Source organism: Aeromonas sp. RU39B (genome assembly GCF_900156095.1).
In the GTDB taxonomy this organism is placed as follows: Bacteria; Pseudomonadota; Gammaproteobacteria; order Enterobacterales; family Aeromonadaceae; genus Aeromonas.
This window is the reverse complement of the sequence record NZ_FTMJ01000001.1, coordinates 510,053-531,722: the sequence shown is the minus strand read 5'-3', so window position 1 is coordinate 531,722 and position 21,670 is coordinate 510,053. Positions and strand designations below refer to the sequence as shown.

At 60.0% G+C, this 21,670-nt stretch carries 22 protein-coding genes; 13 read left to right on the top strand and 9 right to left on the bottom strand.

The genetic code is table 11. The features are described from left to right. The first annotated feature begins 275 nt into the window (after positions 1 to 275). The 11 genes from BW958_RS02350 (at position 276) to ahpF (ending at position 9,650) form a co-directional block, all read left to right on the top strand. On the top strand, positions 276 to 641 hold the full coding sequence (locus BW958_RS02350) for a hypothetical protein (RefSeq protein ID WP_143232996.1): 366 nt from the start codon (positions 276 to 278) through the stop codon (positions 639 to 641). 91 nt (positions 642 to 732) lie between these two features. Continuing rightward, complete coding sequence (locus tag BW958_RS02345; RefSeq protein ID WP_076573900.1) at positions 733 to 1,011, top strand: peptidylprolyl isomerase; 279 nt, start codon at positions 733 to 735, stop codon at positions 1,009 to 1,011. 112 nt (positions 1,012 to 1,123) lie between these two features. Further along, on the top strand, positions 1,124 to 1,801 hold the full coding sequence (locus BW958_RS02340; protein WP_076573898.1) for a DUF1499 domain-containing protein: 678 nt from the start codon (positions 1,124 to 1,126) through the stop codon (positions 1,799 to 1,801). A gap of 9 nt (positions 1,802 to 1,810) precedes the next feature. After that, the gene (locus BW958_RS02335; RefSeq protein WP_076573896.1) at positions 1,811 to 2,371 is read left to right on the top strand and encodes a carboxymuconolactone decarboxylase family protein; all 561 of its coding nucleotides are present in this window, start codon (positions 1,811 to 1,813) and stop codon (positions 2,369 to 2,371) included. An 11-nt stretch (positions 2,372 to 2,382) separates the two neighbouring features. After that, positions 2,383 to 3,084: a TVP38/TMEM64 family protein gene (locus BW958_RS02330; RefSeq protein WP_076574115.1), complete on the top strand. Its 702-nt coding sequence runs from the start codon at positions 2,383 to 2,385 to the stop codon at positions 3,082 to 3,084. 3 nt (positions 3,085 to 3,087) lie between these two features. Beyond that, complete coding sequence (locus BW958_RS02325; protein WP_076573894.1) at positions 3,088 to 4,248, top strand: ABC transporter substrate-binding protein; 1,161 nt, start codon at positions 3,088 to 3,090, stop codon at positions 4,246 to 4,248. Between the two features lie 21 nt (positions 4,249 to 4,269). After that, positions 4,270 to 5,913, top strand: a complete 1,644-nt coding sequence (locus BW958_RS02320) for an ABC transporter permease (RefSeq protein WP_256701777.1) — start codon at positions 4,270 to 4,272, stop codon at positions 5,911 to 5,913. Continuing rightward, a complete protein-coding gene (locus tag BW958_RS02315) occupies positions 5,907 to 6,560 on the top strand; it encodes an ATP-binding cassette domain-containing protein (protein WP_076573893.1) in 654 nt (217 codons plus the stop codon). The genes BW958_RS02320 and BW958_RS02315 overlap by 7 nt, the downstream gene beginning before the upstream one ends. Then, a complete protein-coding gene (locus BW958_RS02310) occupies positions 6,553 to 7,188 on the top strand; it encodes a CDP-alcohol phosphatidyltransferase family protein (RefSeq protein WP_076573892.1) in 636 nt (211 codons plus the stop codon). The genes BW958_RS02315 and BW958_RS02310 overlap by 8 nt, the downstream gene beginning before the upstream one ends. A 229-nt stretch (positions 7,189 to 7,417) precedes the next feature. Next, positions 7,418 to 7,984 (top strand): alkyl hydroperoxide reductase subunit C, encoded by a 567-nt coding sequence (gene ahpC / locus BW958_RS02305; RefSeq protein ID WP_076573890.1) that lies wholly within the window; start codon positions 7,418 to 7,420, stop codon positions 7,982 to 7,984. An 85-nt stretch (positions 7,985 to 8,069) separates the two neighbouring features. Further along, complete coding sequence (gene ahpF / locus BW958_RS02300) at positions 8,070 to 9,650, top strand: alkyl hydroperoxide reductase subunit F (RefSeq protein WP_076573888.1); 1,581 nt, start codon at positions 8,070 to 8,072, stop codon at positions 9,648 to 9,650. A 203-nt stretch (positions 9,651 to 9,853) separates the two neighbouring features. On the opposite strand, the gene glk is transcribed toward ahpF, so the two are convergent. Further along, the gene (gene glk / locus BW958_RS02295; RefSeq protein WP_256701794.1) at positions 9,854 to 10,894 is read right to left on the bottom strand and encodes a glucokinase; all 1,041 of its coding nucleotides are present in this window, start codon (positions 10,892 to 10,894) and stop codon (positions 9,854 to 9,856) included. A gap of 269 nt (positions 10,895 to 11,163) precedes the next feature. On the opposite strand from glk, the gene BW958_RS02290 reads away from it, so the two are divergent. Together BW958_RS02290 and pyk are read left to right on the top strand one after the other, a co-directional pair. Continuing rightward, complete coding sequence (locus tag BW958_RS02290) at positions 11,164 to 12,021, top strand: MurR/RpiR family transcriptional regulator (protein WP_076573884.1); 858 nt, start codon at positions 11,164 to 11,166, stop codon at positions 12,019 to 12,021. 131 nt (positions 12,022 to 12,152) lie between these two features. Continuing rightward, the gene (pyk, locus tag BW958_RS02285) at positions 12,153 to 13,592 is read left to right on the top strand and encodes a pyruvate kinase (RefSeq protein WP_076573882.1); all 1,440 of its coding nucleotides are present in this window, start codon (positions 12,153 to 12,155) and stop codon (positions 13,590 to 13,592) included. Positions 13,593 to 13,662: 70 nt separating this feature from the next. On the opposite strand, the gene BW958_RS02280 is transcribed toward pyk, so the two are convergent. The 8 genes from BW958_RS02280 to pxpB all read right to left on the bottom strand — a co-directional run bounded on the left by BW958_RS02280 (position 13,663) and on the right by pxpB (position 21,621). After that, a complete protein-coding gene (locus BW958_RS02280) occupies positions 13,663 to 15,990 on the bottom strand; it encodes an acyl-CoA dehydrogenase (protein ID WP_076573880.1) in 2,328 nt (775 codons plus the stop codon). Positions 15,991 to 16,033: 43 nt separating this feature from the next. Continuing rightward, on the bottom strand, positions 16,034 to 16,690 hold the full coding sequence (locus BW958_RS02275; protein ID WP_076573878.1) for a TetR family transcriptional repressor PsrA: 657 nt from the start codon (positions 16,688 to 16,690) through the stop codon (positions 16,034 to 16,036). 200 nt (positions 16,691 to 16,890) lie between these two features. Then, positions 16,891 to 17,532 (bottom strand): pyroglutamyl-peptidase I, encoded by a 642-nt coding sequence (gene pcp, locus BW958_RS02270; RefSeq protein ID WP_076573876.1) that lies wholly within the window; start codon positions 17,530 to 17,532, stop codon positions 16,891 to 16,893. An 8-nt stretch (positions 17,533 to 17,540) separates the two neighbouring features. Next, positions 17,541 to 18,560, bottom strand: coding sequence for a DUF979 domain-containing protein (locus BW958_RS02265; protein ID WP_218641725.1), 1,020 nt, complete (start codon positions 18,558 to 18,560; stop codon positions 17,541 to 17,543). After that, a complete protein-coding gene (locus BW958_RS02260; protein ID WP_076573875.1) occupies positions 18,560 to 19,294 on the bottom strand; it encodes a DUF969 domain-containing protein in 735 nt (244 codons plus the stop codon). The genes BW958_RS02265 and BW958_RS02260 overlap by 1 nt, the downstream gene beginning before the upstream one ends. Positions 19,295 to 19,323: 29 nt before the next feature. Next, positions 19,324 to 20,061: a 5-oxoprolinase subunit PxpA gene (pxpA, locus tag BW958_RS02255; protein ID WP_076573873.1), complete on the bottom strand. Its 738-nt coding sequence runs from the start codon at positions 20,059 to 20,061 to the stop codon at positions 19,324 to 19,326. Beyond that, entirely contained in the window at positions 20,051 to 20,983 is a 933-nt protein-coding gene (locus tag BW958_RS02250; protein ID WP_076573871.1) for a 5-oxoprolinase subunit C family protein, read from the bottom strand. The genes pxpA and BW958_RS02250 overlap by 11 nt, the downstream gene beginning before the upstream one ends. Continuing rightward, positions 20,977 to 21,621, bottom strand: a complete 645-nt coding sequence (pxpB, locus tag BW958_RS02245) for a 5-oxoprolinase subunit PxpB (protein WP_076574109.1) — start codon at positions 21,619 to 21,621, stop codon at positions 20,977 to 20,979. The genes BW958_RS02250 and pxpB overlap by 7 nt, the downstream gene beginning before the upstream one ends. Positions 21,622 to 21,670 lie beyond the last annotated feature (49 nt).

Genomic DNA, 21,670 nt, shown 5'->3' with positions numbered 1-21,670 from the left:
GTTTTATCAGCCTTGTCGCGCACTGGCCTGACCGTCATTGCTAGCCATCCTATCACAGCCGCCCATTCTGGCAGACAGCATGGCGGGCAAATGGTTCCGCTTTGACCAACTTGGCGCACTGTTTGCCTGATTTTGTCGCAGGGTGCTCAAGAAACCATCGCGTTGCAAACTGCTACGAATAGCTCGGTTGCACCAATCGATTAATTCCGCTGAGAATCCGAACAGAAAAGTACGATACTCATCACAGATTTAACCTAGGAGACGTGACAATGACCCTGAGCGAGCGTACCGAGCGCATGGCCGATTTTGTGGCTGAACGCATCGAATTTCTGACTTTCCTGGCCTGCGTCTGTGCTCTGGTGGCACTGCTGACCGGCATGCCGGGGGAAAAGGCTCTGGCCTTTACCGCCATCAATCTGCCCTTTGGTCTGTTTCTGCTGGTCGGTCTTGGCTTCTCTACAACCCTCTCCTTTGCCTGGCGTCTGCCCGTGACCACCTTGCTGCTGGCGTTGCCGCCCATGGCTATCATGGATATGGGCGGTGCCTGGATGAACCCGATTGCAGTCTGGTGCGTTTACGGATTACTGGCCTTTGAAGTGATCTGGCAAGCCCGCCCCCGTGCCCGACTGACCACTCAATAAGCCAGCGCCGCAACAATCTCCTGACGTCTCCTTGCTTTTACGCTACTCTTGCGGCCCCGGGGCACCCCGCCCCTGCCATCAGGAGTGATTGATGAAAACCGCCTGCGCCCTGCACATTCTGGTCAAGACCGAACGTGAATGTCTGGCTCTGAAGGAAAAACTGGCCAAGGGTGCCGATTTTGGACAGCTGGCCAAGCGCCATTCCACCTGTCCATCCGGTAAACGGGGCGGCGATCTGGGCGAGTTTTCCCGCGGCGATATGGTCAAAGCCTTTGATGATGCCGTGTTTAAAGGCGAGTTACTGACTGTGCTGGGACCGGTGCGAACCAAATTCGGTTTTCACCTGATAAAAGTGCTCTACCGCCGCTAAGATTGCATTTTGCAATGACTTCCACTGTCTGACTGCATTGTGCAACAGCGCAAGCGATGCATGTCGCTCGCTTAACAGGTATCCTAAGGGTCTTCCAGACGAGACCCTGTGCATGTCAGACAATCTGTTTCTTCCGATCCTCTCCTTACTGTTGCTGATAAGTGGCCCCTTGCTCGGTCGCCTGCAGATCTGGCCCTGGACCACGGGCGTAGCCTGTAGCCTGCTCTCGTTGTTGCCAGCGTTCTGGTTGTTGCTGCGCCGTCCCTTACGCCGTCCCAAGCTCACACTGCTGGCGGCGCTGATCCCGGTCGTGGGATTTCTCTATCTGGCGGGCAAAGCCCTCTATCTGCCGATCGAAAACGACGTCAGTACCGACCCGCTCAATCCACCGGCCCTGACGTGGGCCCATAGCCTGCGCAGTGCTGATGATCTGGCGATCAACCCGGGGCAACTTGCCACCGAGCGCGTAATGCCCGGCCCGCTCAGCGTCTCGGCGCTACCCGAAGAGGTGGTGGGTCTTGCCGAAAAGCTGATGCAGGCCCACGGCTGGCAGACCATTCGCACCCCCACCGGCCTGCAGGCCGTGGCCACCAGCTTCTGGTTCGGGTTTCAGGATGACATCGCCCTGCGCGTACAGATGGGCGCCAAAGTGCGCGTGGACATGCGCTCGGCCTCGCGAAGCGGTCGCCACGACCTTGGTGTCAACCGAACGCGGGTTGAAAAATTTATGCAGGAGCTGGCCAGCGAACTGGAAAAACACCAGCCCAAAGCCGCTGCCCGCCTACCTTAAGGAGTGATCATGCGTATCACGCTCAAACCCGATAATCAGTATGCCTGGTTTATCCGCCCTTTTTTCTGGCTGCAACAACGTAACTACGGACAGGTGCTGATCCCCGGCAAATGCTGGGGACGCTCGCCGCGCCTGTTTGCTGCCGTCGCCACTTTATATGGCGTGATCAACCGCCGCCGCTCTCCCATCGACCCGGTGCTGCGTTCGCTGGTCACCGTGCGGGTATCGCAGCTTAACTGGTGCCGCTTTTGCGTCGACATCAACGCCATGACCCTGATAAAACGCGCCGGCTCCAGCGACAAGGTTGAAGCACTCAGCAATTGGCGCGACGCCCCCCTGTTTGATGAGCGTGAGCGAGCGGTGCTGGAGTACGCCGAAGCGATGACCGGGCTGGATGGGGTGAGCGATGAGCAGGCAGCGCGCCTGAAAACCTGGTTCGATGACGATGCCATGGTCGAGCTGACCGGGCTTATCGCCTTTCAAAACATGTCGGCCAAATTTAACGCAGCGTTGGACGTTCCGCCGCAGGGGTTCTGCCAGCTGCCGGTGCAGCCTACTCGCAAGGAGTAACCGTGAAGCGCATGGGTCTGTTGGTGCTGCTGATCACGCTCGCTGCGCTTTCACTGCTGTTGCCAGATTCCTGGCTCTCGCTGGGCGCCTTGCAGCAACATCACGCGCAGTGGCAAGCCTGGGTCGATGCCCATTTCATCACCGCCGCCGGGACGTTTTTTCTGCTCTATGTGGTCAGCACCGCACTCTCCCTGCCCTGGGCCTCTCTGTTAACGCTCGCGGGCGGCGCTCTGTTTGGCTGGCTCCCCGGCATCATCATGGTCTCGCTGGCCAGCACGCTGGGAGCCAGCTTGAGCTTTCTGGCGGCGCGTTATGTGCTGCGCGATTGGGTCAGCCGGCGCTTTGCCAAGGCCGTGACCCGCATCAATCAAGGCTTGGCCAGCGATGGGGTAGCCTATCTGCTGACCTTGCGTCTGGTGCCCCTGTTTCCCTTTTTCCTGGTTAACCTGCTGCTGGGGTTAACCCGCTTGCCACTGCTGACCTACGCCTGGGCCAGCTGGCTTGGCATGCTTCCCGCAACCTTTGTCTATGTGCTGGCCGGGCGCGAGCTGGGGCAGCTGACCAGCACCGGCGATATTCTCTCACCGGGCTTGCTGCTGGGGCTGTCTCTATTGGCGCTTCTCCCCTGGGCAGGCAAACTGATGGCACGCACACTGCGCCGCCCGCCACCTTCGCACCAGACACCCACAGCGCCTTCCGATAACAAGGAGTGAATCATGACCCTGCGCCATCACTTGGTTGGCCTTCTGGCCTTACTCTGCGCTCTGCCCGCACTGGCGGCGGATGACGCCTCGCCCACCTGGCAAAAAACGCTGCACAGCGCACGCGGCGAGCAGGTCTACCTGCACGCCTGGGGGGGCAGTGAGGAGGTGAACCGCTATCTTGCGTGGGCTGCGCAAACCATCAAGCAGCGCTATGACGTCACCTTGGTGCCGGTCAAAGTGGCCGATATTGCCCCGAGCGTAGCCGCGCTGCAGGCACAGAAAATCGTGGGTAAAAACAGCGGCGGCAGCATCGATCTGTTGTGGGTAAACGGCGCCAACTTCAAATCACTCAAAGAGCATCATCTGCTGGGCGCCCCTTTCACCGCAGAACTGCCCAACATGGCGCTGGTTGATAACACGCTGCCTCTGGATAAGGACTTCACGGTACCGGTCGACGGTCTGGAGGCCCCGTGGGGCATGGCGCAGTTTAACTTGATGGTCGACAAGGCGCGCGTTGCGGCGCTGCCCACCAGCGCAAGTGCTCTGCTGGCTTGGGCCAAGGCCCACCCAGGCCGCTTTACCTATCCCAAACCGCCGCAATTTCACGGCTCGAGCTTTCTAAAACAGATGCTGCTCGATCTTAGCAACGACACGGCGCCACTCTACCGACCGGCCGATGCGGCCACGTTCAAGCGCGTCAGTGCGCCGCTGTGGCACTGGCTCGATGCCCTGCATCCGGCGCTGTGGCGCTCAGGCAAGCTGTTCCCGACCGGCGCGGCCGAAACCCGCCAACTGCTCGATGATGGCGAGCTCGATATGGCAGTCAGTTTTAACCCGCAAGAAGCGGCCTATGCGGTAAAAAGCGGCGAGCTGCCGGCCACGGTCGAGGCGATGGTGATGCAAAAAGGGGCGCTGACCAATGCCCATTTTCTGGCGATCCCTTTTAACGCGACATCCCGCGCCGGGGCTCTGGTGGTGATCAACTTCCTGTTAAGCCCCGAGGCGCAGGCCCGTAAGGCGGATCCCGCTATGTGGGGCGATCCGAGCGTGCTCAAACCCGAATACTTGCCCAAAGGCACTCTGCCGGCGCTGCGCTTTACCGCCCGCGCCGAGCTCCATCCCAGCTGGCAGACCCTGCTCGAGCGCGAGTGGGCACGCCGCTACGGCCAGTAACATCCCGTGTCAGGCACGCCAGTGACCCACCTTGTCCGTCTGCTCACCCTGCTGGGGCTGGGCGGGCCACTGCTGCTTGGCCTTGGCGCACTGCTACTTGGCGCCCTGCCTGTTAGTGCACCACTCGTCTTTGGCAATGGCAGTTACCCTGACTGGCAGGCACTGCTGCTGGCACCGGGGCTCCTCCGCGCTGTGCTGCTGACCGGCTGGATAGCGCTGGCCTCTACGCTGCTTGGCTTTGCTCTGCTGTGTGCTCTGCTGGCCCATGGTTGGGGGTCGGCTGCATTAACTCGCCTAAGTGGCCGACTCTCACCACTGTTAGCCCTGCCGCATGTGGCGTTTGCCGTTGGGTTGGCGTTTATGCTGGCACCGTCGGGCTGGCTATTACGTCTGCCCGCGCAGTTATTTAACTGGTCGCAACCACCTGACTGGCAGACCCTGCGTGACCCGCTGGGATGCGGGCTGATTGTGGTGCTGCTGCTCAAAGAGCTACCATTTTTGCTGCTGATGGCGCTGGCCCGATTGCCCGAACAGGCTATCAACCGGCAACTGATGGTGGGACGTTCACTGGGCTTTGCGCCTGCCCAGATCTGGTGGCGTTTACTTATCCCATCGCTGTGGCCGGTTATGCGTCTGCCGCTCGCTGCGGTGGCGGCGTATGGCTGCGGCGTGGTCGACTTGCCATTGCTGCTGGGGCCTGACGCGCCGCCGGTGCTGGCTCAGCAGTTGTGGCTCTGGAGCCAAAGCGCCGATCTCACCCTCCACCCGCTGGCTCATCGCGGCGCCCTGCTGTTACTGGCACTGACGCTGCTGGTCCTTGGCATATTGCGCGCGCTGGAGTGGGGCTATTGCCACGCCATGAAGCGCTACTGGCTCGATGGAATACGCCGCACCGCCCGCCATTATGAGTGGCCCGCAGGGTTCACCCGGGCCATCACCTGCATCTATCTGCTGGTGCTGACCGCGCTGCTGCTCTGGTCGCTGGCTCGGCGCTGGCCTTTTCCGGCATTACTGCCACAAGGCGTCACGGCCCGGCTGTGGCAAGAGAGCCTAGCCAGCGTGTGGCCACTGCTTGCTCAGACATTGCTGCTGGCGGTGCTGAGCGCCACGCTGGCGCTTATCTGGGCGTTGCTAGAGCTCGAGTCCCGCCGCCCGATGGCGTTGTGGTTTATCTGTTTGCCGCTGCTGCTGCCTCAGGCGAGCCTGCTGCTTGGCATCGAGTTGGCGCTGGCGCGGCTTAATATCGAGCCCGGATTTAGCACTGTGCTGGCCGGCCATCTTCTGTGGGTCTTTCCCTATGTCTATCTTTGCCTGCACGGCCCATGGCAGGGTTTTGATCAGCGTTTGCTGATAGCGGCGCAAAGCCTGGGGGCCAGCCCTTGGCGCAGCGTAGTGCGGATTAAGTTGCCACTTCTGATCCGCCCACTGATGGCGGCCTTTGCGGTTGGCTTGGCGGTCAGTCTCGCCCAATATTTGCCAACGCTCTTGCTCGGGGGCGGCCGCATCATCACCCTGACCACTGAAGCGGTAGCGATTGGCAGTGGCCTGAATCGCCGCCTAGCCGGTCTCTATGGCTTGTTGCAGACCCTGATCCCCTTGCTTGGCTTTGCGCTGGCGCTCTGGTTGCCAGGCAGAGTGAATCCGTTGGAGCGCCGAACATGCTGACGCTGACTGCTTTTACGATTTATCGCCACCACACGCCGCTACTGCATCTGCCTACGTTGCAGGTCAGTGCTGGCGCGCCGCTCACCCTGATGGGGCCAAGCGGCTGCGGTAAAAGCTCGCTGCTTGCAGCCATTATCGGCTCGCTGCCGCGCCATGATACGCACACCTTGGCACCGGTCAGCTGGCAGGGTGCACTGCATCTTGATGGCGAGCCGTTTGATCAGCTGCCCATCGAGCGGCGCGGCATCGGTTTGCTGTTTCAAGACGACCTGTTGTTTGCGCACCTGACCGTCGCCGAAAACCTGCTGTTTGCCACGGCAGCGGGCAGAAAGGGCGAGCGCATGGAACGCGTCAGCGCAGCACTGGAGCAAGCTGGGCTATCGGCGCTGGCCACGCGCCTGCCGCACCAGATCTCCGGCGGTGAGCGCGCCCGCATCAGTGTGCTGCGCGCCCTGCTGGCCCGGCCACGGGCGTTACTGCTCGATGAGCCGTTTTCTAAACTCGACCAGCCGCTTCGCGCAGCCTTTCGCCGCTGGGTGTTCGCGCAAACGCAGCAGATCCCGGTGCTCATGGTCACCCATGATCCCAACGATGCGCCTGCTGACATCGTGCAGCTCACAGGATCTTGGGAGACGCCGCATGCTTGATAGCTACCTGCAACCCTTGACCTATCGCCCACTGGCGCGGGTCGCCGCCTTTCTCGGCCGGCGCGGCGTCAAGGCCAATACCGTGACTATCACCGGCTTTGCCATCGGCATGCTCGCCGTGCCGCTACTGGCCTGGCACTGCTATCAAGCGGCGCTGCTGGCCATTGCGCTCAATCGCCTCTGCGACGGGCTCGATGGTGCGCTGGCGCGCCAGCAGGGGCTGCGCGATAGTGGGGGATTTCTTGATATCACCCTCGATTTTATCTTCTACGCCAGCGTGGTTCTGGGCTTCGCCCTGGCCAGCCCGGCTGACAATGCGCTGGCGGCAGCAACGCTGCTCACCAGCTTTATGGGCACCGCCGCCAGTTTCTTGGCCTTTGCGGTGATGGCCGGCAAACGGGGCCTCACCCAGCAGCATCGCTATAAATCCCTCTATTATTTGGGCGGCCTGACCGAGGGCAGTGAAACCATGGCCCTGTTTATGCTCATGTGCCTGTGGCCCGAGTGGTTTGCGCTGCTCGCCTATGGCTTTGCCCTGCTCTGCCTGCTAACCACCATCAGTCGGGTTGTGAGCGGTTATCACACGCTGCGCTGCGCAGAAGACGCACCGAATTCAATCCACGATTAATCTGTGACTTGGCGCATGGTAATGTGCCTCGCTCGAGACTATTGTAATGCCTCCTCGGAGACAGGGCGGTCTGCAGGAGAGTGGACGCCTAATCTAAAAAAGTGATTTAAGCGATAGGAAATTGCCATTTTGTTCGATTGAGAAAACGGGCTATATTGGCAACCAGTTAAGCAGCAATGCTTGAACAGAGCAGAAATCAACGAAAGACATCGACCAAGGAGCCCTGAGCATGTCTACCTATATCAACACCGAAATCAAGCCGTTCAACGCTACCGCCTATCACAATGGCAAGTTCGTCCAGGTTTCCGACGCTGACCTGAAGGGCAAGTGGTCCGTCGTGTTCTTCTACCCGGCTGACTTCACCTTCGTCTGCCCGACCGAGCTGGGCGACCTGGCGGACAACTACGCCGAATTCCAGAAGCTGGGTGTGGAAATCTACTCTGTCTCCACCGACACCCACTTCACCCACAAGGCGTGGCACGACACTTCCGACACCATCAAAAAGATCCAGTATCCGATGATCGGTGACCCGACCGGCACCATCACCCGCAACTTCGGCGTGATGATCGAAGAAGCCGGTCTGGCTGACCGCGGTACCTTCGTGATTGACCCGCAAGGCGTTATCCAAATCGTTGAAATCAACGCCGGTGGTATCGGCCGTGACGCACTGGAACTGCTGCGCAAGGTCAAGGCTGCCCAATACGTTGCCTCCCACCCGGGTGAAGTTTGCCCGGCCAAGTGGAAGGAAGGCGAAGCCACTCTGGCGCCGTCCCTGGACCTGGTAGGCAAGATCTAAGCCTCCCTTGCATCCATCGTGACCGGCCCACTCATGGGCCGGTCCCGTTTCCGGCGCACTGAATCTTGATAAAGGAACTTTGAAGATGTTGGATACCAATCTCAAGCAACAGCTCAACACTTATCTGCAGTACATTGTCAATCCGATCGAGATCAGCGTGACCGGCAATGAAAGCGACAAATCCGCCGAACTGCTGGCGCTGGCCGAAGAGATCAGCGGCATGTCGCCCAAGATTACCCTGACCACCGGTCATGCTGCTCGCAAGCCTTCCATGAGCATCGCCCCGCAAGGGCAAGCTCCGCGTGTGCACTTTGCCGGCATCCCGATGGGACACGAATTTACCTCGCTGGTTCTGGCCTTGCTGCAAAGCGGCGGTCACCCCTCCAAGGCCGACCCGGCCGTGCTGGAGCAGATCAAAAATCTGAAGGGCGAGTTCCACTTCGAGACCTATATCTCGCTCTCCTGCCACAACTGCCCGGACGTGGTGCAGGCGCTGAACCTGATGGCGACCCTCAACCCGAACATCACTCACGTGATGATCGATGGTGCCCTGTTCCAGGACGAAGTGAACGAGCGCCAAATCATGGCTGTGCCGAATGTTTACCTGAACGGTCAACCGTTTAGCCACGGCCGCACCACCCTCGAAGAGATCCTGGCCAAGGTCGACAGCGGTGCCAGTGAGCGTAAAGCGGCGGAGCTGAGCGAGCGCGCACCCTATGATGTGCTGGTGGTCGGCGGTGGCCCTGCTGGCGCCTCGGCAGCGATTTATGCCGCACGTAAAGGCATTCGTACCGCCATTGTTGCCGAGCGTTTTGGTGGTCAGGTGATGGACACCATGGGGATTGAGAACTTTATCTCTGTGCCCTACACCGAAGGCCCCAAGCTGGCCGCCAGTCTCGAGCAACACGTCAAACAATACGGTGTCGATATCATCACCGAGCAACGGGTGGCGACGGTCACCAAGGGTGATTATGTGGAAGTGGCCCTCAACTCTGGCGCCACCCTCAAGAGCCGCTCGGTGATCCTGGCGACCGGTGCCCGCTGGCGCGATCTGAATGTGCCGGGTGAAGTGGAGTATCGCACCAAGGGTGTGGCCTACTGCCCGCACTGCGATGGCCCCTTCTTTAAGGGCAAGCGCGTCGCCGTGGTCGGCGGTGGTAACTCCGGGATTGAAGCCGCCATCGATCTGGCCGGCATTGTCGAGCACGTCACCGTGCTGGAGTTTGCCGATACTCTGCGCGCCGACGAAGTGCTGCAGAAGAAGGCCCGCTCGTTGCCAAACGTCGAGATCATTATGAGCGCCCGTACCACCGAAGTGCTGGGTGATGGCGCCAAGGTGACCGGATTGACCTACGAAGATCGCACGACCGGTGAGATCAAACAGGTCGAACTGGCCGGTATCTTCGTACAGATTGGTCTGGTGCCAAACACCGAGTTCCTCAAGGGCAGCGACATTACCCTGACCCGTTTTGGCGAGATCGAGATCGACACCAAGGGTGCCACCTCGCTGCCGGGTGTCTACGCTGCGGGTGACGCCACGACCGCACCGTTCAAGCAGATCATCATCTCGATGGGTGCCGGTGCCACCGCTGCGCTCGGTGCGTTTGACTACCTCATTCGCACCCCGGCACCGACCAGTGCCAAAGCAGAAACCGTCAGCGCCTAAACCGCCCTGCTGACTAAGAGCCGACCTTGATGGTCGGCTTTTTCATCTCTGAATATAAAAAAACCGGCCTCGAGAGGCCGGTGAAACAGTTCAGGCTTGTCAGGTGACAACGCAACCCTTGCGCTCCACGGTTCGCCATCCGTGACGAAACAGAGGATAGGTGCGTCATCACCTTATCAATTGTTTACTTAACTCACGCTTAATCAGCCAAGTTGATAGCCGAGCGCCTGGCGCAGATAGGCACCCGCCCCCAGCAGACCAGGCCCTTCGTGAGTGATCAAAAACACCGGGATCGATTCGAGATAAGCCTTGAAGCGCCCCTTGTCCTCAAACGCCACCCGAAAACCCGAGGAGAGGAAGAACTGCTGGAAGCGCGGCACGATGCCACCGGCAATATAGACGCCGCCGAAAGTCCCCATGTTCAGCGCCAGGTTACCGGCAAAACGGCCCATCAGAACGCAAAACAGGCTCAAGGTACGACGGCAATCGATGCAGCTGTCCGCCAGCGCACGTTCGGTGATGTCTTTTGGCGCCAGCGGCAGCGGTTCACGGCCATCGGCCTTGACCAGACCACGATAGAGATTGACCAGACCCGGGCCCGAGAGGAAGCGCTCGGCCGACACATGACCCAGCTCACCACGCATCACCTGCAGCACCGCGTCTTCTTCTTCGCTGTTGGCAGCAAAATCGACGTGTCCCCCTTCGCCCGGCAGGCTCAGCCACTGGCCATTGGCTGGCAGCAGATGCGCCACACCGAGTCCCGTACCGGCACCGTAGATGGCGATCGGTTTGCCAGGCTGCGCCGCTTCGCCGCCAATTTGAATGCGATCGGCCGCAGAGAGAACCGGAATGGCCATGGAGACGGCGGTAAAATCATTGATGACATGCAGCTGCTCCAGCCCCAGGTTCTGGCGCATCTCACTGATGGAAAACTCCCAGCTGTGATTGGTCATGGCGACCCAGTCACCCTGCACCGGGCACGCAATGGCAATACAGGCCTGGCTGACGGTGATGTCAAGCTCGGCCAGATAGTGGCGGATCACCGCTTCAAGGCTGGGGTGCTCGGCGCCGGCAAATGTCTTGGCATGGCTGATCTGGCCACTGGACAACTCGCACAAGGCCAGACGGGCGTTGGTTCCGCCCACATCGCCCACCAGGGCATGGGTTTGCAGCATGAACTTCTCCTTCGTTACTTCATGACATGTGGCGAGGTGGGCCCCGCCCTCTTTTGTTGCCCATTCTATCCTGTCGGAGCCAGACGTGGCGCGACATGGCGCACAAACGTGCATTCAGTCACGATGTCGTTAGTTTGCTACATTTGTAACTAAACTAAGCTTCAAAAAGGTCTTATTCATGAGTGAAAGAAAATTTTAGACATCTGTCATACTTTACAGACTCCCCATTAGGGCGCATAACTGCTTGTCAGCTATAGTCCAGAGACAACGGAAACATGTGAATATGCAACAAATCAGTGCAATGACACTGAAGCTAAATTACAAAAAACCTGGTGGTGATGATGAACACGTTAGAGAAAATTACCAAAAATTTGGAAAGTTTCAGTAAGTCAGAACGTAAGGTCGCGGAAGTTATCCTGGCCGCTCCGCAAACCGCCATTCACTCCAGCATTGCCGCCCTGGCCAAGATGGCCGATGTGAGCGAACCGACCGTCAACCGCTTCTGCCGCCGTCTCGATACCAAGGGCTTTCCTGACTTCAAACTGCACCTCGCCCAGAGCCTGGCCAACGGCACGCCTTATGTAAATCGCCATGTTGAAGCCGAAGATGGCCCGGATGCTTACACCTCCAAGATTTTTGAATCGACAATGGCCTGCCTCGATGCCGCCAAAAACAGCCTGGACACCGCCGCGATCAATCGCAGCGTCGATATCCTGACCCAGGCCAACAAAATCAGTTTCTTTGGTCTTGGTGCTTCCAGCGCCGTGGCCCACGATGCCCAGAACAAATTCTTCCGCTTCAACATCCCGGTGGTTTGCTTTGACGATATTGTCATGATGCGCATGAGCTGCATCAACAGCGCCCAAGGGGATGTGGTGGTGCTGATCTCTCACACCGGCCGCACCAAGGCGCTGGTCGAGATCGCGGCGCTGGCCCGCGAAAATGATGCCACTGTCATTGGCATGACCGCCAAAGACTCCCCGCTGGCCCGCGAATGCAATCTGGTACTCTCGATGGACGTACCGGAAGATACCGATGTCTACATGCCGATGGCATCGCGCATCGCCCAGCTGGCACTCATTGACGTGCTGGCCACCGGTTTTACCCTGCGCCGCGGCATGAAATTCAGGGAGAACCTAAAGAAAGTCAAAGAGGGACTGCGCGATTCACGCTTCGAAACCAGCCTCTCTTCATAACATCACCAGACAGGGGCCTTGGCCCCTGTCATCATTTTTGTGCGCTCCATCATGGTGTATGGTAGTGCCCCACAGGTCGCCACATGGCGGCAACGGATGCGCACAGTTTGTCATCGTAATGGAGTTTTCTCATGCCAAGACGTACTAAAATCGTGACCACCCTGGGTCCGGCCACCGATCGCGAGGGTATCCTCGAGGGGATCATTCAGGCCGGCGCCGACATGGTGCGGATGAACTTTTCCCACGGAACCGCCGAGGATCATATCGCGCGGGCCAACCGGGTTCGGGAAATCGCCGCCAAGCAGGGTCGCCACGTAGCCATTCTCGGTGATCTGCAAGGCCCCAAGATCCGTGTTTCTACCTTCAAGGACGGCAAGATTTATCTCGCCATCGGCGACAAATTCGTGCTCGATTCAGCGCTCGGCAAGGGTGAAGGCACCCAAGAGCAAGTCGGCATCGACTACAAAGAGCTGCCCCGTGACGTGGTGCAGGGCGACATCCTGCTGCTCGACGATGGCCGTGTGCAATTGCGCGTTGAGCGCGTCGAAGGCACCCGCATCTATACCGAAGTGACCGTGGCCGGTCCGCTGTCGAACAACAAGGGCATCAACAAGAAAGGTGGCGGTCTCTCCGCCCCGGCCCTGACCGACAAGGACAAGGAAGACATCAAGACGGCCGCCCGTATCGGCGTGGATTATCTGGCTGTCTCGTTCCCGCGCAGTGGCGACGATCTGCGTTATGCCCGTGAACTGGCCCGTGAAGCAGGCTGTGATGCCAAGATCGTGGCCAAGGTTGAGCGCGCCGAAACCGTCGCCACCGACGAAGCGATGGAAGACATCATTCTTGGCGCCGATGCCGTCATGGTGGCCCGGGGCGATCTCGGCGTCGAGATCGGCGATCCGGAGCTGGTCGGCGTACAAAAGAAGCTGATCCGTTTCTCCCGCCGTCTCAACCGCGTGGTGATCACCGCGACCCAGATGATGGAGTCGATGATCAACGCCCCGCTGCCGACCCGCGCCGAAGTGATGGACGTGGCCAACGCCGTGCTCGACGGCACCGATGCGGTGATGCTCTCTGCCGAGACTGCCGCCGGTAACTTCCCCATCGAGACCGTGATGGCCATGGCGGGCGTTTGCGTCGGCGCCGAAAAGCACCCGAGCATCAACGTCTCCAACCACCGCATGAACTACACCTTCACCTCGGTGGAAGAGACCATCGCCATGTCGACCATGTATGCCGCCAACCACCTGCAAGGGGTCAAGGCTATCGTGGCGCTGACCGAGTCAGGCACTACGCCGCTGTTGATGTCGCGCATCAGCTCCGGCCTGCCTATCTTCGCGCTCTCTCCCCATGCCCGGACTCTGGCCTGGACCAACCTCTATCGCGGCGTGACCCCGGTCGAGTTCCACGGTGACGAGACCAAGCCGGTTCATGAAGTGTGCCGCGCAGCGCTCGACGTGCTCAAGCTAAAGGGTCTGCTGCAAACTGGCGACATGATCCTGCTGACCCACGGTGACAAGATGGAAACCGTCGGCAGCACCAACACCTGCAAGGTGATGATGGTCGACTAAGCCGTCCTCATGAAAAAGAGCGCCACCCGGCGCTCTTTTTGTTTCTGCTGATGGGATTAACCCGTGCGGGTCATGCCGCGTCGTGCAGTCGCGGCGATGGATGGCTCACCCCTTCGAGCACACCCGGCTCGAAGTGATCCACCTGGATAGCCTCGTAACGCAGGGCATCGGCCTCCTTGAGGCGAGTGATCTCTTCCTGGTTCAGCACGCCTTTCTCCAGCGCTGCCACCAGCAGGTCGGCAAACGGCAGTTTGCGCGGCAGGCGCCCCTCTTTCTGCGCCTGCGCCAGCTTCTTCTCGTAAGGCTGCACGGCCACCATGGCCAGGAAGGCCCGCTCAATCAAACCGACTGGATCCTTGTCATCCTTGCCCACATAGCACAGGGCAGTCAGACGATCGCGCAGATCACCGGGCTTCATCATCGCCTCGCAAATGGCATGGCAGCGATGATCAGCCGGCATCTTGTAGCCGATACCAAACGGGAACACGACACGCTTGAGCAGCAGACCCACCACCTTGTTCGGGAAGTTCTGGAAGAAGCCTTCCAGTGCCTTGCCAATCAGATAGAGGTTACGCTCTACCGCGTATTGAACGAACGGCAGATCCGACACCATGCGGCCCTGATCTTCGTAGTGCTTGAGGGTGGCCGAGGCCAGATAGAGGTGGCTCAGCACATCGCCAAGGCGCGCCGAGATCATCTCTTTACGCTTGAGATCCCCGCCCAGCATCAGCATTGAAATGTCGGCGCACAAGGCCAGCGCCTTACTCATGCGGCTAAGCTGCTTGTAGTAGCGGGCGGTTTCACCAGCGACAGGCGCTGTGTTGAATTGCCCGAGCGTGACCCCTTGGAACAGGGCACCAAAGAAGTTGCCGGCACCGAAAGCCAGGTGCTTCATCAGCAGTGCGTCGAATTTCTCCAGTCCGCGCTCCACATCCGGATCAGCAGCCGCTTCCAGCTCATCAAACACGTAAGGATGGCAACGGGTAGCGCCCTGACCAAAGATCATCAGGTTACGAGTCAGGATGTTGGCCCCTTCTACGGTGATCGCCACCGGGATCCCCATGTAGGCATAACCGGTATAGTTCTTCGGCCCAAGCTGAATGGCGCGACCGGCATGAATATCCATGGAGTCGTCCATCACCTGACGCGCCATCTCGGTCATGTGGTACTTGGAGATAGCAGTGACAATCGCCGGAGCCTGACCCAAGTCCAGCGCCCCGGCCGTCATGCGGCGAGCGCCTTCCAGTTGATAAGTCAAACCGCCGATACGGGCCAGCGCTTCCTCAATACCCTCGAAGCGACCGATAGAGAGACCAAACTGCTTGCGCACATAGGCATAAGCACTGGTGGTGCGACTGGTCATGTGACCACACGCGGTGCCCAGTGCCGGCAGCGAGATGCCGCGACCAGCCGACAGGCACTCCACCAGCATGCGCCAGCCGCGACCAGCGTAAGTCGGGCCACCGATGATCCAGTCCAGCGGAATAAACACATCCTTACCAAAGGTCGGGCCGTTTAAAAACGCCAACCCCATCGGGAAGTGGCGATCGCCAACGCGCACACCGGGATGGCTGGTCGGGATCAGGGCGCAGGTGATGCCAAGCTCCTCTTTATCCCCCATCAGGTGCTCGGGGTCATAGAGCTTGAAGGCCAGACCGAGCACAGTGGCACGCGGCGCCAGTGTGATGTAGCGCTTGTTCCAGTTCAGGCGAATACCGACCACCTCTTTACCCAGGAACTCGCCCTTGCAGACAATCCCCTTATCCGGGATGGAGCCAGCATCGGAGCCGGCTTCCGGACCGGTCAGGGCAAAGCAGGGCACTTCTTTGCCGGATGCCAGCCCCGGCAGCCAGAAGTTTTTCTGATCTTCGGTGCCGTAGTGCATCAACAGCTCACCCGGGCCGAGCGAGTTAGGCACCATGACGGTGACGGCTACGCTCAGGCTCTTGGTGGCGATGCGGGTGACGATGGTGGAGTTGGCGATGGCCGAAAATTCGCGGCCGCCGTAACTCTTTGGAATAATCAGGGAGAAGAAGCCCTCCTTCTTCAGATAATCCCAGACCTCTTCGGGCTGCTCTTTGGTTTCATTAACGATTTTGAAATCGTCAATCATACCGAGCAACGTCTCGACCTGGTTATCGACAAACGCCTGCTCTTCAGCAGAGAGCTCGGCCTTGCCGTAGCCATGCAGTTTTTTCCAGTCGGGCTTGCCGCGAAACAACTCGCCATCCCACCAGACGGAGCCGGCTTCCATGGCCTCGCGCTCGGTGGCCGAGAGCGGTGGCAGTATTCGCTTGAACACGCCAAATACCGGGCGGGTCACGTATCTCTTGCGCAGGGACGGCAGGCCCACCACGGCGGCGAGCGCCAGGACCAGCAGGATTAGCAGTGTGGTCATTATGCAATTCCTTCTATTTCACAGTTCCATTGACATCTTGTAGTTATTGTCCGGCCAGCCGCAGCTGGGCCGGGGTTGCTGGCGCGCCGACACCGGACGCCAGGTAGGGGATAACGCTACGGATCAGCTCTTCCACATCGAGCTGTTGACCAAAATCGGCGCGGGCGATATCGCGCAGGGCATCGGCCGAGGCCATGGTGAACACAGCAGTGCCGAGGGTGAAGTGAAGACGCCAGAAGAGATCGACTGCCGAGAGTTCGGGATAGGCCTTGGAGATAGCCTTGGTGATGCGCCCCATCACGCCGCCATAGTGGGTGGTAATAAAACGGCGCAGGTGGCCCTGACTGTCCATGTAGCCACGGCCAAGCAGTTGCATAAACAGGGTCGGACCGTTGTAGCGCACTTCAGTTAACGACAAGAGCGGCTCGACAAAGGCATCAAACACCTCGATGAGCGTGAGATTGCTGCGAAGCAGCAGCGCCTGCAGCCGCTCATCAAGGCGCGGCATAAACAGCACCAGATAGCGATCCAGCACCGCCTGGATCAGCTCTTTTTTGGAGCCAAAATGGTAATTGACCGAGGCCAGATTGACCTCGGCTTCGCCCGTGATCAGGCGCAACGATGTATCGGAAAAACCACGCTCGGCAAAGAGCACTTCGGCGGCATCCAGAATGCGATTTTTGGTGTCGTTCTTGCTCACGGCCACGCCCTCTTAAACGAATGTTTAAAAAGTACGTTTCACCACCAACCATGTCAAGAAGATGTTAATGAGATTGCCGAAATGTTTTTTTTGAACTTTCCCAAATAGTCGCGGTCTATATCTATGCCACTGCAATTAAGCACTAGTCTTTGCCCAACTTCCCTGTGTTCGTTGGGCATTTTTTTATCCGAAATTTACCCTCAGTGGGTCGTCCCCGCCCCCAATTCACAGTCGTCCGTGACCGTCAGCGCGGTATGCAGCATGACCTTGAGCCCTTGCGTGACCGACTCAAGCGACATGCTGGGCACATTACCAAGACGCGCTGCCTGCTCTGGCAGATAGGGAATATGCAAAAAGCCGCCGCGCACCTCGCTGCCAGCCAGTCGGTGCAGCAGGCCATACATCACGTGGTTGCAGACAAAGGTGCCGGCTGTGTTCGACAGCGATGCCGGCAGCCCTGCTGCCTTGATATCACGCAGCATCGCCTTGACCGGCAGGGTGGCAAAGTAGGCAGCCGGTCCCCCGGCTACCACTGGCTTATCGATAGGCTGCGCCCCCCGGTTATCGGCAATGCGCGCGTCATCGACGTTAATTGCCACGCGCTCGAGGCTCAGATCAGTGCGCCCTCCCGCCTGTCCCACCGACAACACCAGGATAGGAGCATGGCGCTCGATCGCCTCGCCCAGCACTTCCAGCGCCTGCCCGAACACGCAGGGCAGCTGGCAGGTTTCAATACGCGCGCCGGCAATCTCCATTCCCTGTAAGGTATTAACCGCCTCCCAGGAGGGGTTAATGGACTCGCCGCCAAAGGGTTCAAATCCGGTCACCAGTACAGTACGCATGCTTCCTCCTAGCGGTACATCAGGAAATAGAGCAGCAGCACGTTAACGGCCAACAGCGGTATGGCAGTCGGGAGCTGCGCCTTAATCACGGCATTTTTGTCGGGCAACTCGAGCAGTGCCGCCGGCACGATGTTGAAGTTGGCCGCCATCGGCGTCATCAGGGTGCCGCAATAGCCGGAAAACATGCCGATCGCCGCCATTACAGCCGGATCGCCGCCATGCTGCACAATCAGGATGGGCACACCAATCCCGGCCGTCACAATCGGGAAGGCCGCAAAGGCGTTCCCCATCAGCATGGTCAGCAGCGCCATGCCGATGGCGTAGACGGCCACCGCCACAAAGCGGTGATCAACCGCCAAATAGTGCTCGGTCAGATAGGAAATGGCCTGACCAACACCGGCACTGGTAAACATCAAACCGAGGGTTGCCAGGATCTGCGGCAGGATAAACGCCCAGCCGATGGAGTCCATCAGGCGGCGCGCCTCCTGAATCGGTTGCAGCGGCTTTTCATGGGTCATCTTCACCGCCATGGCCAGCGCCAGCAGGCAACCGATGGTCATGGAAAAGAGTGTGATAAGCGGCCCGTGCTTACCACCGGCACCAAATACGCTGCTCTCCAGCGCCGGCAGATTGTTAAACAGCAGCACGCCACACATGGTCACGACCGGGATCAGTAGCGCCGGCACAAACAGACGGTTACCCAGACGGCGGGCACTGGCGCTGCGCTCTTCAGGGCTGCGCTGATGATAAGAGCCCAAGCGCACACCACCGCAGCCAGCCAGTAGCGCCATCAGCACCACCAGCACGCCCACCGCGATATTGACCGTGCGCTGGGCCGTGGCCACATCCTCCGGCGTGCTGGCGAGCAGATTAGCGCACCAGGGGCCGACTAAGAACACCGCGCCATAGAGCCCCCAAAACAGCGCCGTGGTGACCCGACGGGGATTGGCGCGATCACGCAGGGAGAAAAACGCCACGCACAGGAGCACGGCGCCGGCCAGAAAATAGAGATAGCTTTGCTGAAACATTATGCCTGCCCTCCTTTGCCAGCCATCTTGGCGGTCGCCTCGACCGGCTGGGGCACCACACCGAGTGAGCGATCCAGCAGATAAAGACGGGTGGCATGGATGATGAACGCGCAGATAGCCGTCGGGATCCCCCACAGGGCAATGTGCAGCGGCTCCACATGCAGGCCAGCCGACGATTGCAGGAAGTTCTGCATAAAGAGGATGGCGCCAAAAGCGACGAAAATATCCTCACCAAAAAAGAGGCCGACGTTATCGGTCGCTGCAGCCATCGCGCGCAACCGGTAGCGCAGCGGCTCGGAGAGCGCCCCAAGCTTGCTTTGCGCCGCCCCTTCAGCCATCGGCGCCAGCAGCGGACGCACCATCTGCGGGTGGCCCCCCAGGCTCGTGAGCCCAAGCGCCGCCGAAAGCTCGCGTACCAGCAGATAGACAATCAACAAACGGCCAGCCGTGGCGCTCTGGATATTGGCAATCCAGCCTTGCGCCCGCTCTTTGAGCCCGTGGCGCTCCAGCAGGCCGATGACCGCCAGCGGCAACAGCAGTACCAGTGGCAGGTTACGGGTCGCCAGAAACCCCTCCCCCAGCTTTTCCAAAATGGTGGCAAGCGACATGCTGGCCGCCAGACCGGTAACGATGCCGGCCACGGTGACGACCAGCACGGGGTTAAAACGCAATATGAAGCCTGCCACAATCACGGCAATGCCGAGCAGTGGCCAGAGATTAACTGCCTGTTCCATCAGAGTTCCTTCCTTGAATTAAAAAACCATCAGCGAAAACTGACCTCGATGCCCTCTTGGGCAAACCGGTCGCGTAGTGCCTGCGCATAGGCCAGCGCGTGAGGCCCATCGCCATGCAGGCAGAGGGTGTCTGCGCGCAGGGCCACCCACTCACCCGTGATGGCTTGCACCCGTTGGCGTAGCACCATCTCAAGCGATTGCGCCAGCGCCGCCTCGTCCGAATCGAGCAGGGCGCCGGGTTGGCTGCGCGGCACCAGCGAGCCATCGGCTTGATAACCGCGATCGGCAAACACCTCTTCGCGGGTAGCAAGTCCTGCGGCCTTGCCGGCGCGGATAAGTTCGCTGCCAGCCAGACCGACCAGAACCAGATTTGAGTCCTGCGCCCGCACGGCGTGGGCAATCGCCTCGGCCAGTGCCGGCTCGCGGGCAGCCTGGTTATAGAGCATGCCGTGGGGTTTGACGTGATGCAGCGCCCCGCCTTCGGCCTTGGCAATCGCCGCCAGGGCCCCCACCTGATAGAGGGTCTGCGCATAGACGGTATCAGCCGGCAGGTTCATGGCGCTGCGGCCAAAGTTCTCCCGATCCGGGAAGCTGGGGTGCGCACCGATGGCAACGCCATATTGCAGTGCCCAACGCACCGACTGGCGCATCGTGCTCGCGTCACCGGCGTGAAAACCGCAGGCGATATTGGCCGAGCTCACCAGTTGCAGCAGCGCCTCATCATGGGGGCTGCCTTCGCCCAGATCGGCGTTTAAATCAATCTTCATCGAGTCTCTCCGTGATGCGGGCGAAATAGCGCGCCTGCAAAGCGGCAGCGCGCAGCGCCTCATCCTGAGTGCAGGGAATAAAGTGGATGGTTTGACCGGGGCGCAGCTGCGCCAAATGGTCGAGATCGGCATCAATCACGCAGGCGATGCGCGGATAACCGCCGGTGGTCTGGGCATCGGCCAGCAGCACAATCGGCTGACCGGCTGGCGGCACCTGCACCACACCGGGCAGCAACCCGTGCGAGAGCATCTCGCGCGGCGCGCTCATGGCAAGCGGCGTGCTCCCCTGCAGGCGATATCCCATGCGGTTACTCTGCGGGGAGACCTGCCAAGAGTGTTGCCAGAAGTGGTGGCGGGAGTGCTCATCAAATTCGTCAAACTCAGGGCCCGGCAGCGCACGCACCCTATGATTAAATGGCAACGGACGCACACCGCGGATCCAGCGCGGCAGCCTCCCGGCCTCGCCAAAGGGCAGCACATCACCGCTTTGCAGCGCGCGCCCCGCGCCGCCGCCAAAACCGGCCTTGAGATCGGTGCTGCGCGAGCCAAGAATTGGCGCCGCTGCAATGCCGCCGCTCACCGCCAGATAACTGCGCATCCCGGTGGCAACGCTGCCCAGTTTCAACTGCTGGCCAGCTCGCACCGGGTAACACCAACCGACCGAGAGCGACTGCCCATCAAGGGTTGCGGTGGCATCAGCACCGGTGAGCGCCAGCCAACAAGGCGCCTCGAAGCGCGCCTGAAACTGGCCGAGCACGATCTCAAGGCCCGCCGCCGATGGGTCATTGCCAACCAGCAGGTTGGCTAGGCGCAGCGCAGCGCGATCCAGCGCGCCGCCAAGGCCAATCCCGAGCGCCCGATAACCGGGGCGACCAAGATCTTGCACCGAGGTCTGCATACCGCTACGAAGCACCGTCAGCATAGGCCCTCCGGTTGCGGCACAAAGCGCACCCGATCGCCCGGGCGCAGCAACGTGGGCCCCGAGCCTGTTGCCGTCTCTGCCGGATTAAACAACGGCAGCGGGGTGCGACCAATCAGTTGCCAACCGCCAGGGGACGCAAGAGGATAGATGCCGGTCTGACTGCCCCCAATTCCGACCGCCCCTGCCGGCACCGCTACCCGAGGTTCGGCGCGTCGCGGCGTGGTCAGCTCGGGCGGTAATCCCCCCATGTAAGGAAAGCCCGGCAGAAAACCGAGAAAATAGACCACGTAACTGGCGCCGCTATGGCGCGCCACCACTTCACGTTCCGTCAGGCCGGTATGGCGGGCTACGTCAGCCAGATCGGGACCGGCATCTCCCCCATAAATAACCGGGATAAGCACTTCACGAGCGGTATGCGCCAGGCTGTCAACCTGCTGCCAGGCGTGCTCCAGCGCCTTGATCCAGCGCAGAGGATCGCCACAGCCAGCGTGCAAAATCAGGGTAAGATTATTCATGCCGGGAACAACATCTTCGACCTCGGGGGTGTGCAGAAAACGCTCGGCCAGCGCCCAGATTTTCTGCTGCACCGGCAGGGTTGCCGGTGGGCTAACCTCCAGCACAACCGCCCTTTCCCCCAATAAATAACAGCGTACCTGCTGCAACGTCGACCTCCGCTATCCCGCAACA

Bases quoted from the DNA above. Each gene is read 5' to 3' on its own strand.
- BW958_RS02345 (WP_076573900.1), top strand. From the start codon at position 733: ATGAAAACCGCCTGCGCCCTGCACATTCTGGTCAAGACCGAACGTGAA.
- BW958_RS02340 (WP_076573898.1), top strand. From the start codon at position 1,124: ATGTCAGACAATCTGTTTCTTCCGATCCTCTCCTTACTGTTGCTGATA.
- BW958_RS02335 (WP_076573896.1), top strand. From the start codon at position 1,811: ATGCGTATCACGCTCAAACCCGATAATCAGTATGCCTGGTTTATCCGC.
- BW958_RS02330 (WP_076574115.1), top strand. From the start codon at position 2,383: ATGGGTCTGTTGGTGCTGCTGATCACGCTCGCTGCGCTTTCACTGCTG.
- BW958_RS02325 (WP_076573894.1), top strand. From the start codon at position 3,088: ATGACCCTGCGCCATCACTTGGTTGGCCTTCTGGCCTTACTCTGCGCT.
- BW958_RS02315 (WP_076573893.1), top strand. From the start codon at position 5,907: ATGCTGACGCTGACTGCTTTTACGATTTATCGCCACCACACGCCGCTA.
- BW958_RS02310 (WP_076573892.1), top strand. From the start codon at position 6,553: ATGCTTGATAGCTACCTGCAACCCTTGACCTATCGCCCACTGGCGCGG.
- ahpC (WP_076573890.1), top strand. From the start codon at position 7,418: ATGTCTACCTATATCAACACCGAAATCAAGCCGTTCAACGCTACCGCC.
- ahpF (WP_076573888.1), top strand. From the start codon at position 8,070: ATGTTGGATACCAATCTCAAGCAACAGCTCAACACTTATCTGCAGTAC.
- BW958_RS02290 (WP_076573884.1), top strand. From the start codon at position 11,164: ATGATGAACACGTTAGAGAAAATTACCAAAAATTTGGAAAGTTTCAGT.
- pyk (WP_076573882.1), top strand. From the start codon at position 12,153: ATGCCAAGACGTACTAAAATCGTGACCACCCTGGGTCCGGCCACCGAT.
- BW958_RS02280 (WP_076573880.1), bottom strand. From the start codon at position 15,990: ATGACCACACTGCTAATCCTGCTGGTCCTGGCGCTCGCCGCCGTGGTG.
- pcp (WP_076573876.1), bottom strand. From the start codon at position 17,532: ATGCGTACTGTACTGGTGACCGGATTTGAACCCTTTGGCGGCGAGTCC.
- BW958_RS02265 (WP_218641725.1), bottom strand. From the start codon at position 18,560: ATGTTTCAGCAAAGCTATCTCTATTTTCTGGCCGGCGCCGTGCTCCTG.
- BW958_RS02260 (WP_076573875.1), bottom strand. From the start codon at position 19,294: ATGGAACAGGCAGTTAATCTCTGGCCACTGCTCGGCATTGCCGTGATT.
- pxpA (WP_076573873.1), bottom strand. From the start codon at position 20,061: ATGAAGATTGATTTAAACGCCGATCTGGGCGAAGGCAGCCCCCATGAT.
- BW958_RS02250 (WP_076573871.1), bottom strand. From the start codon at position 20,983: ATGCTGACGGTGCTTCGTAGCGGTATGCAGACCTCGGTGCAAGATCTT.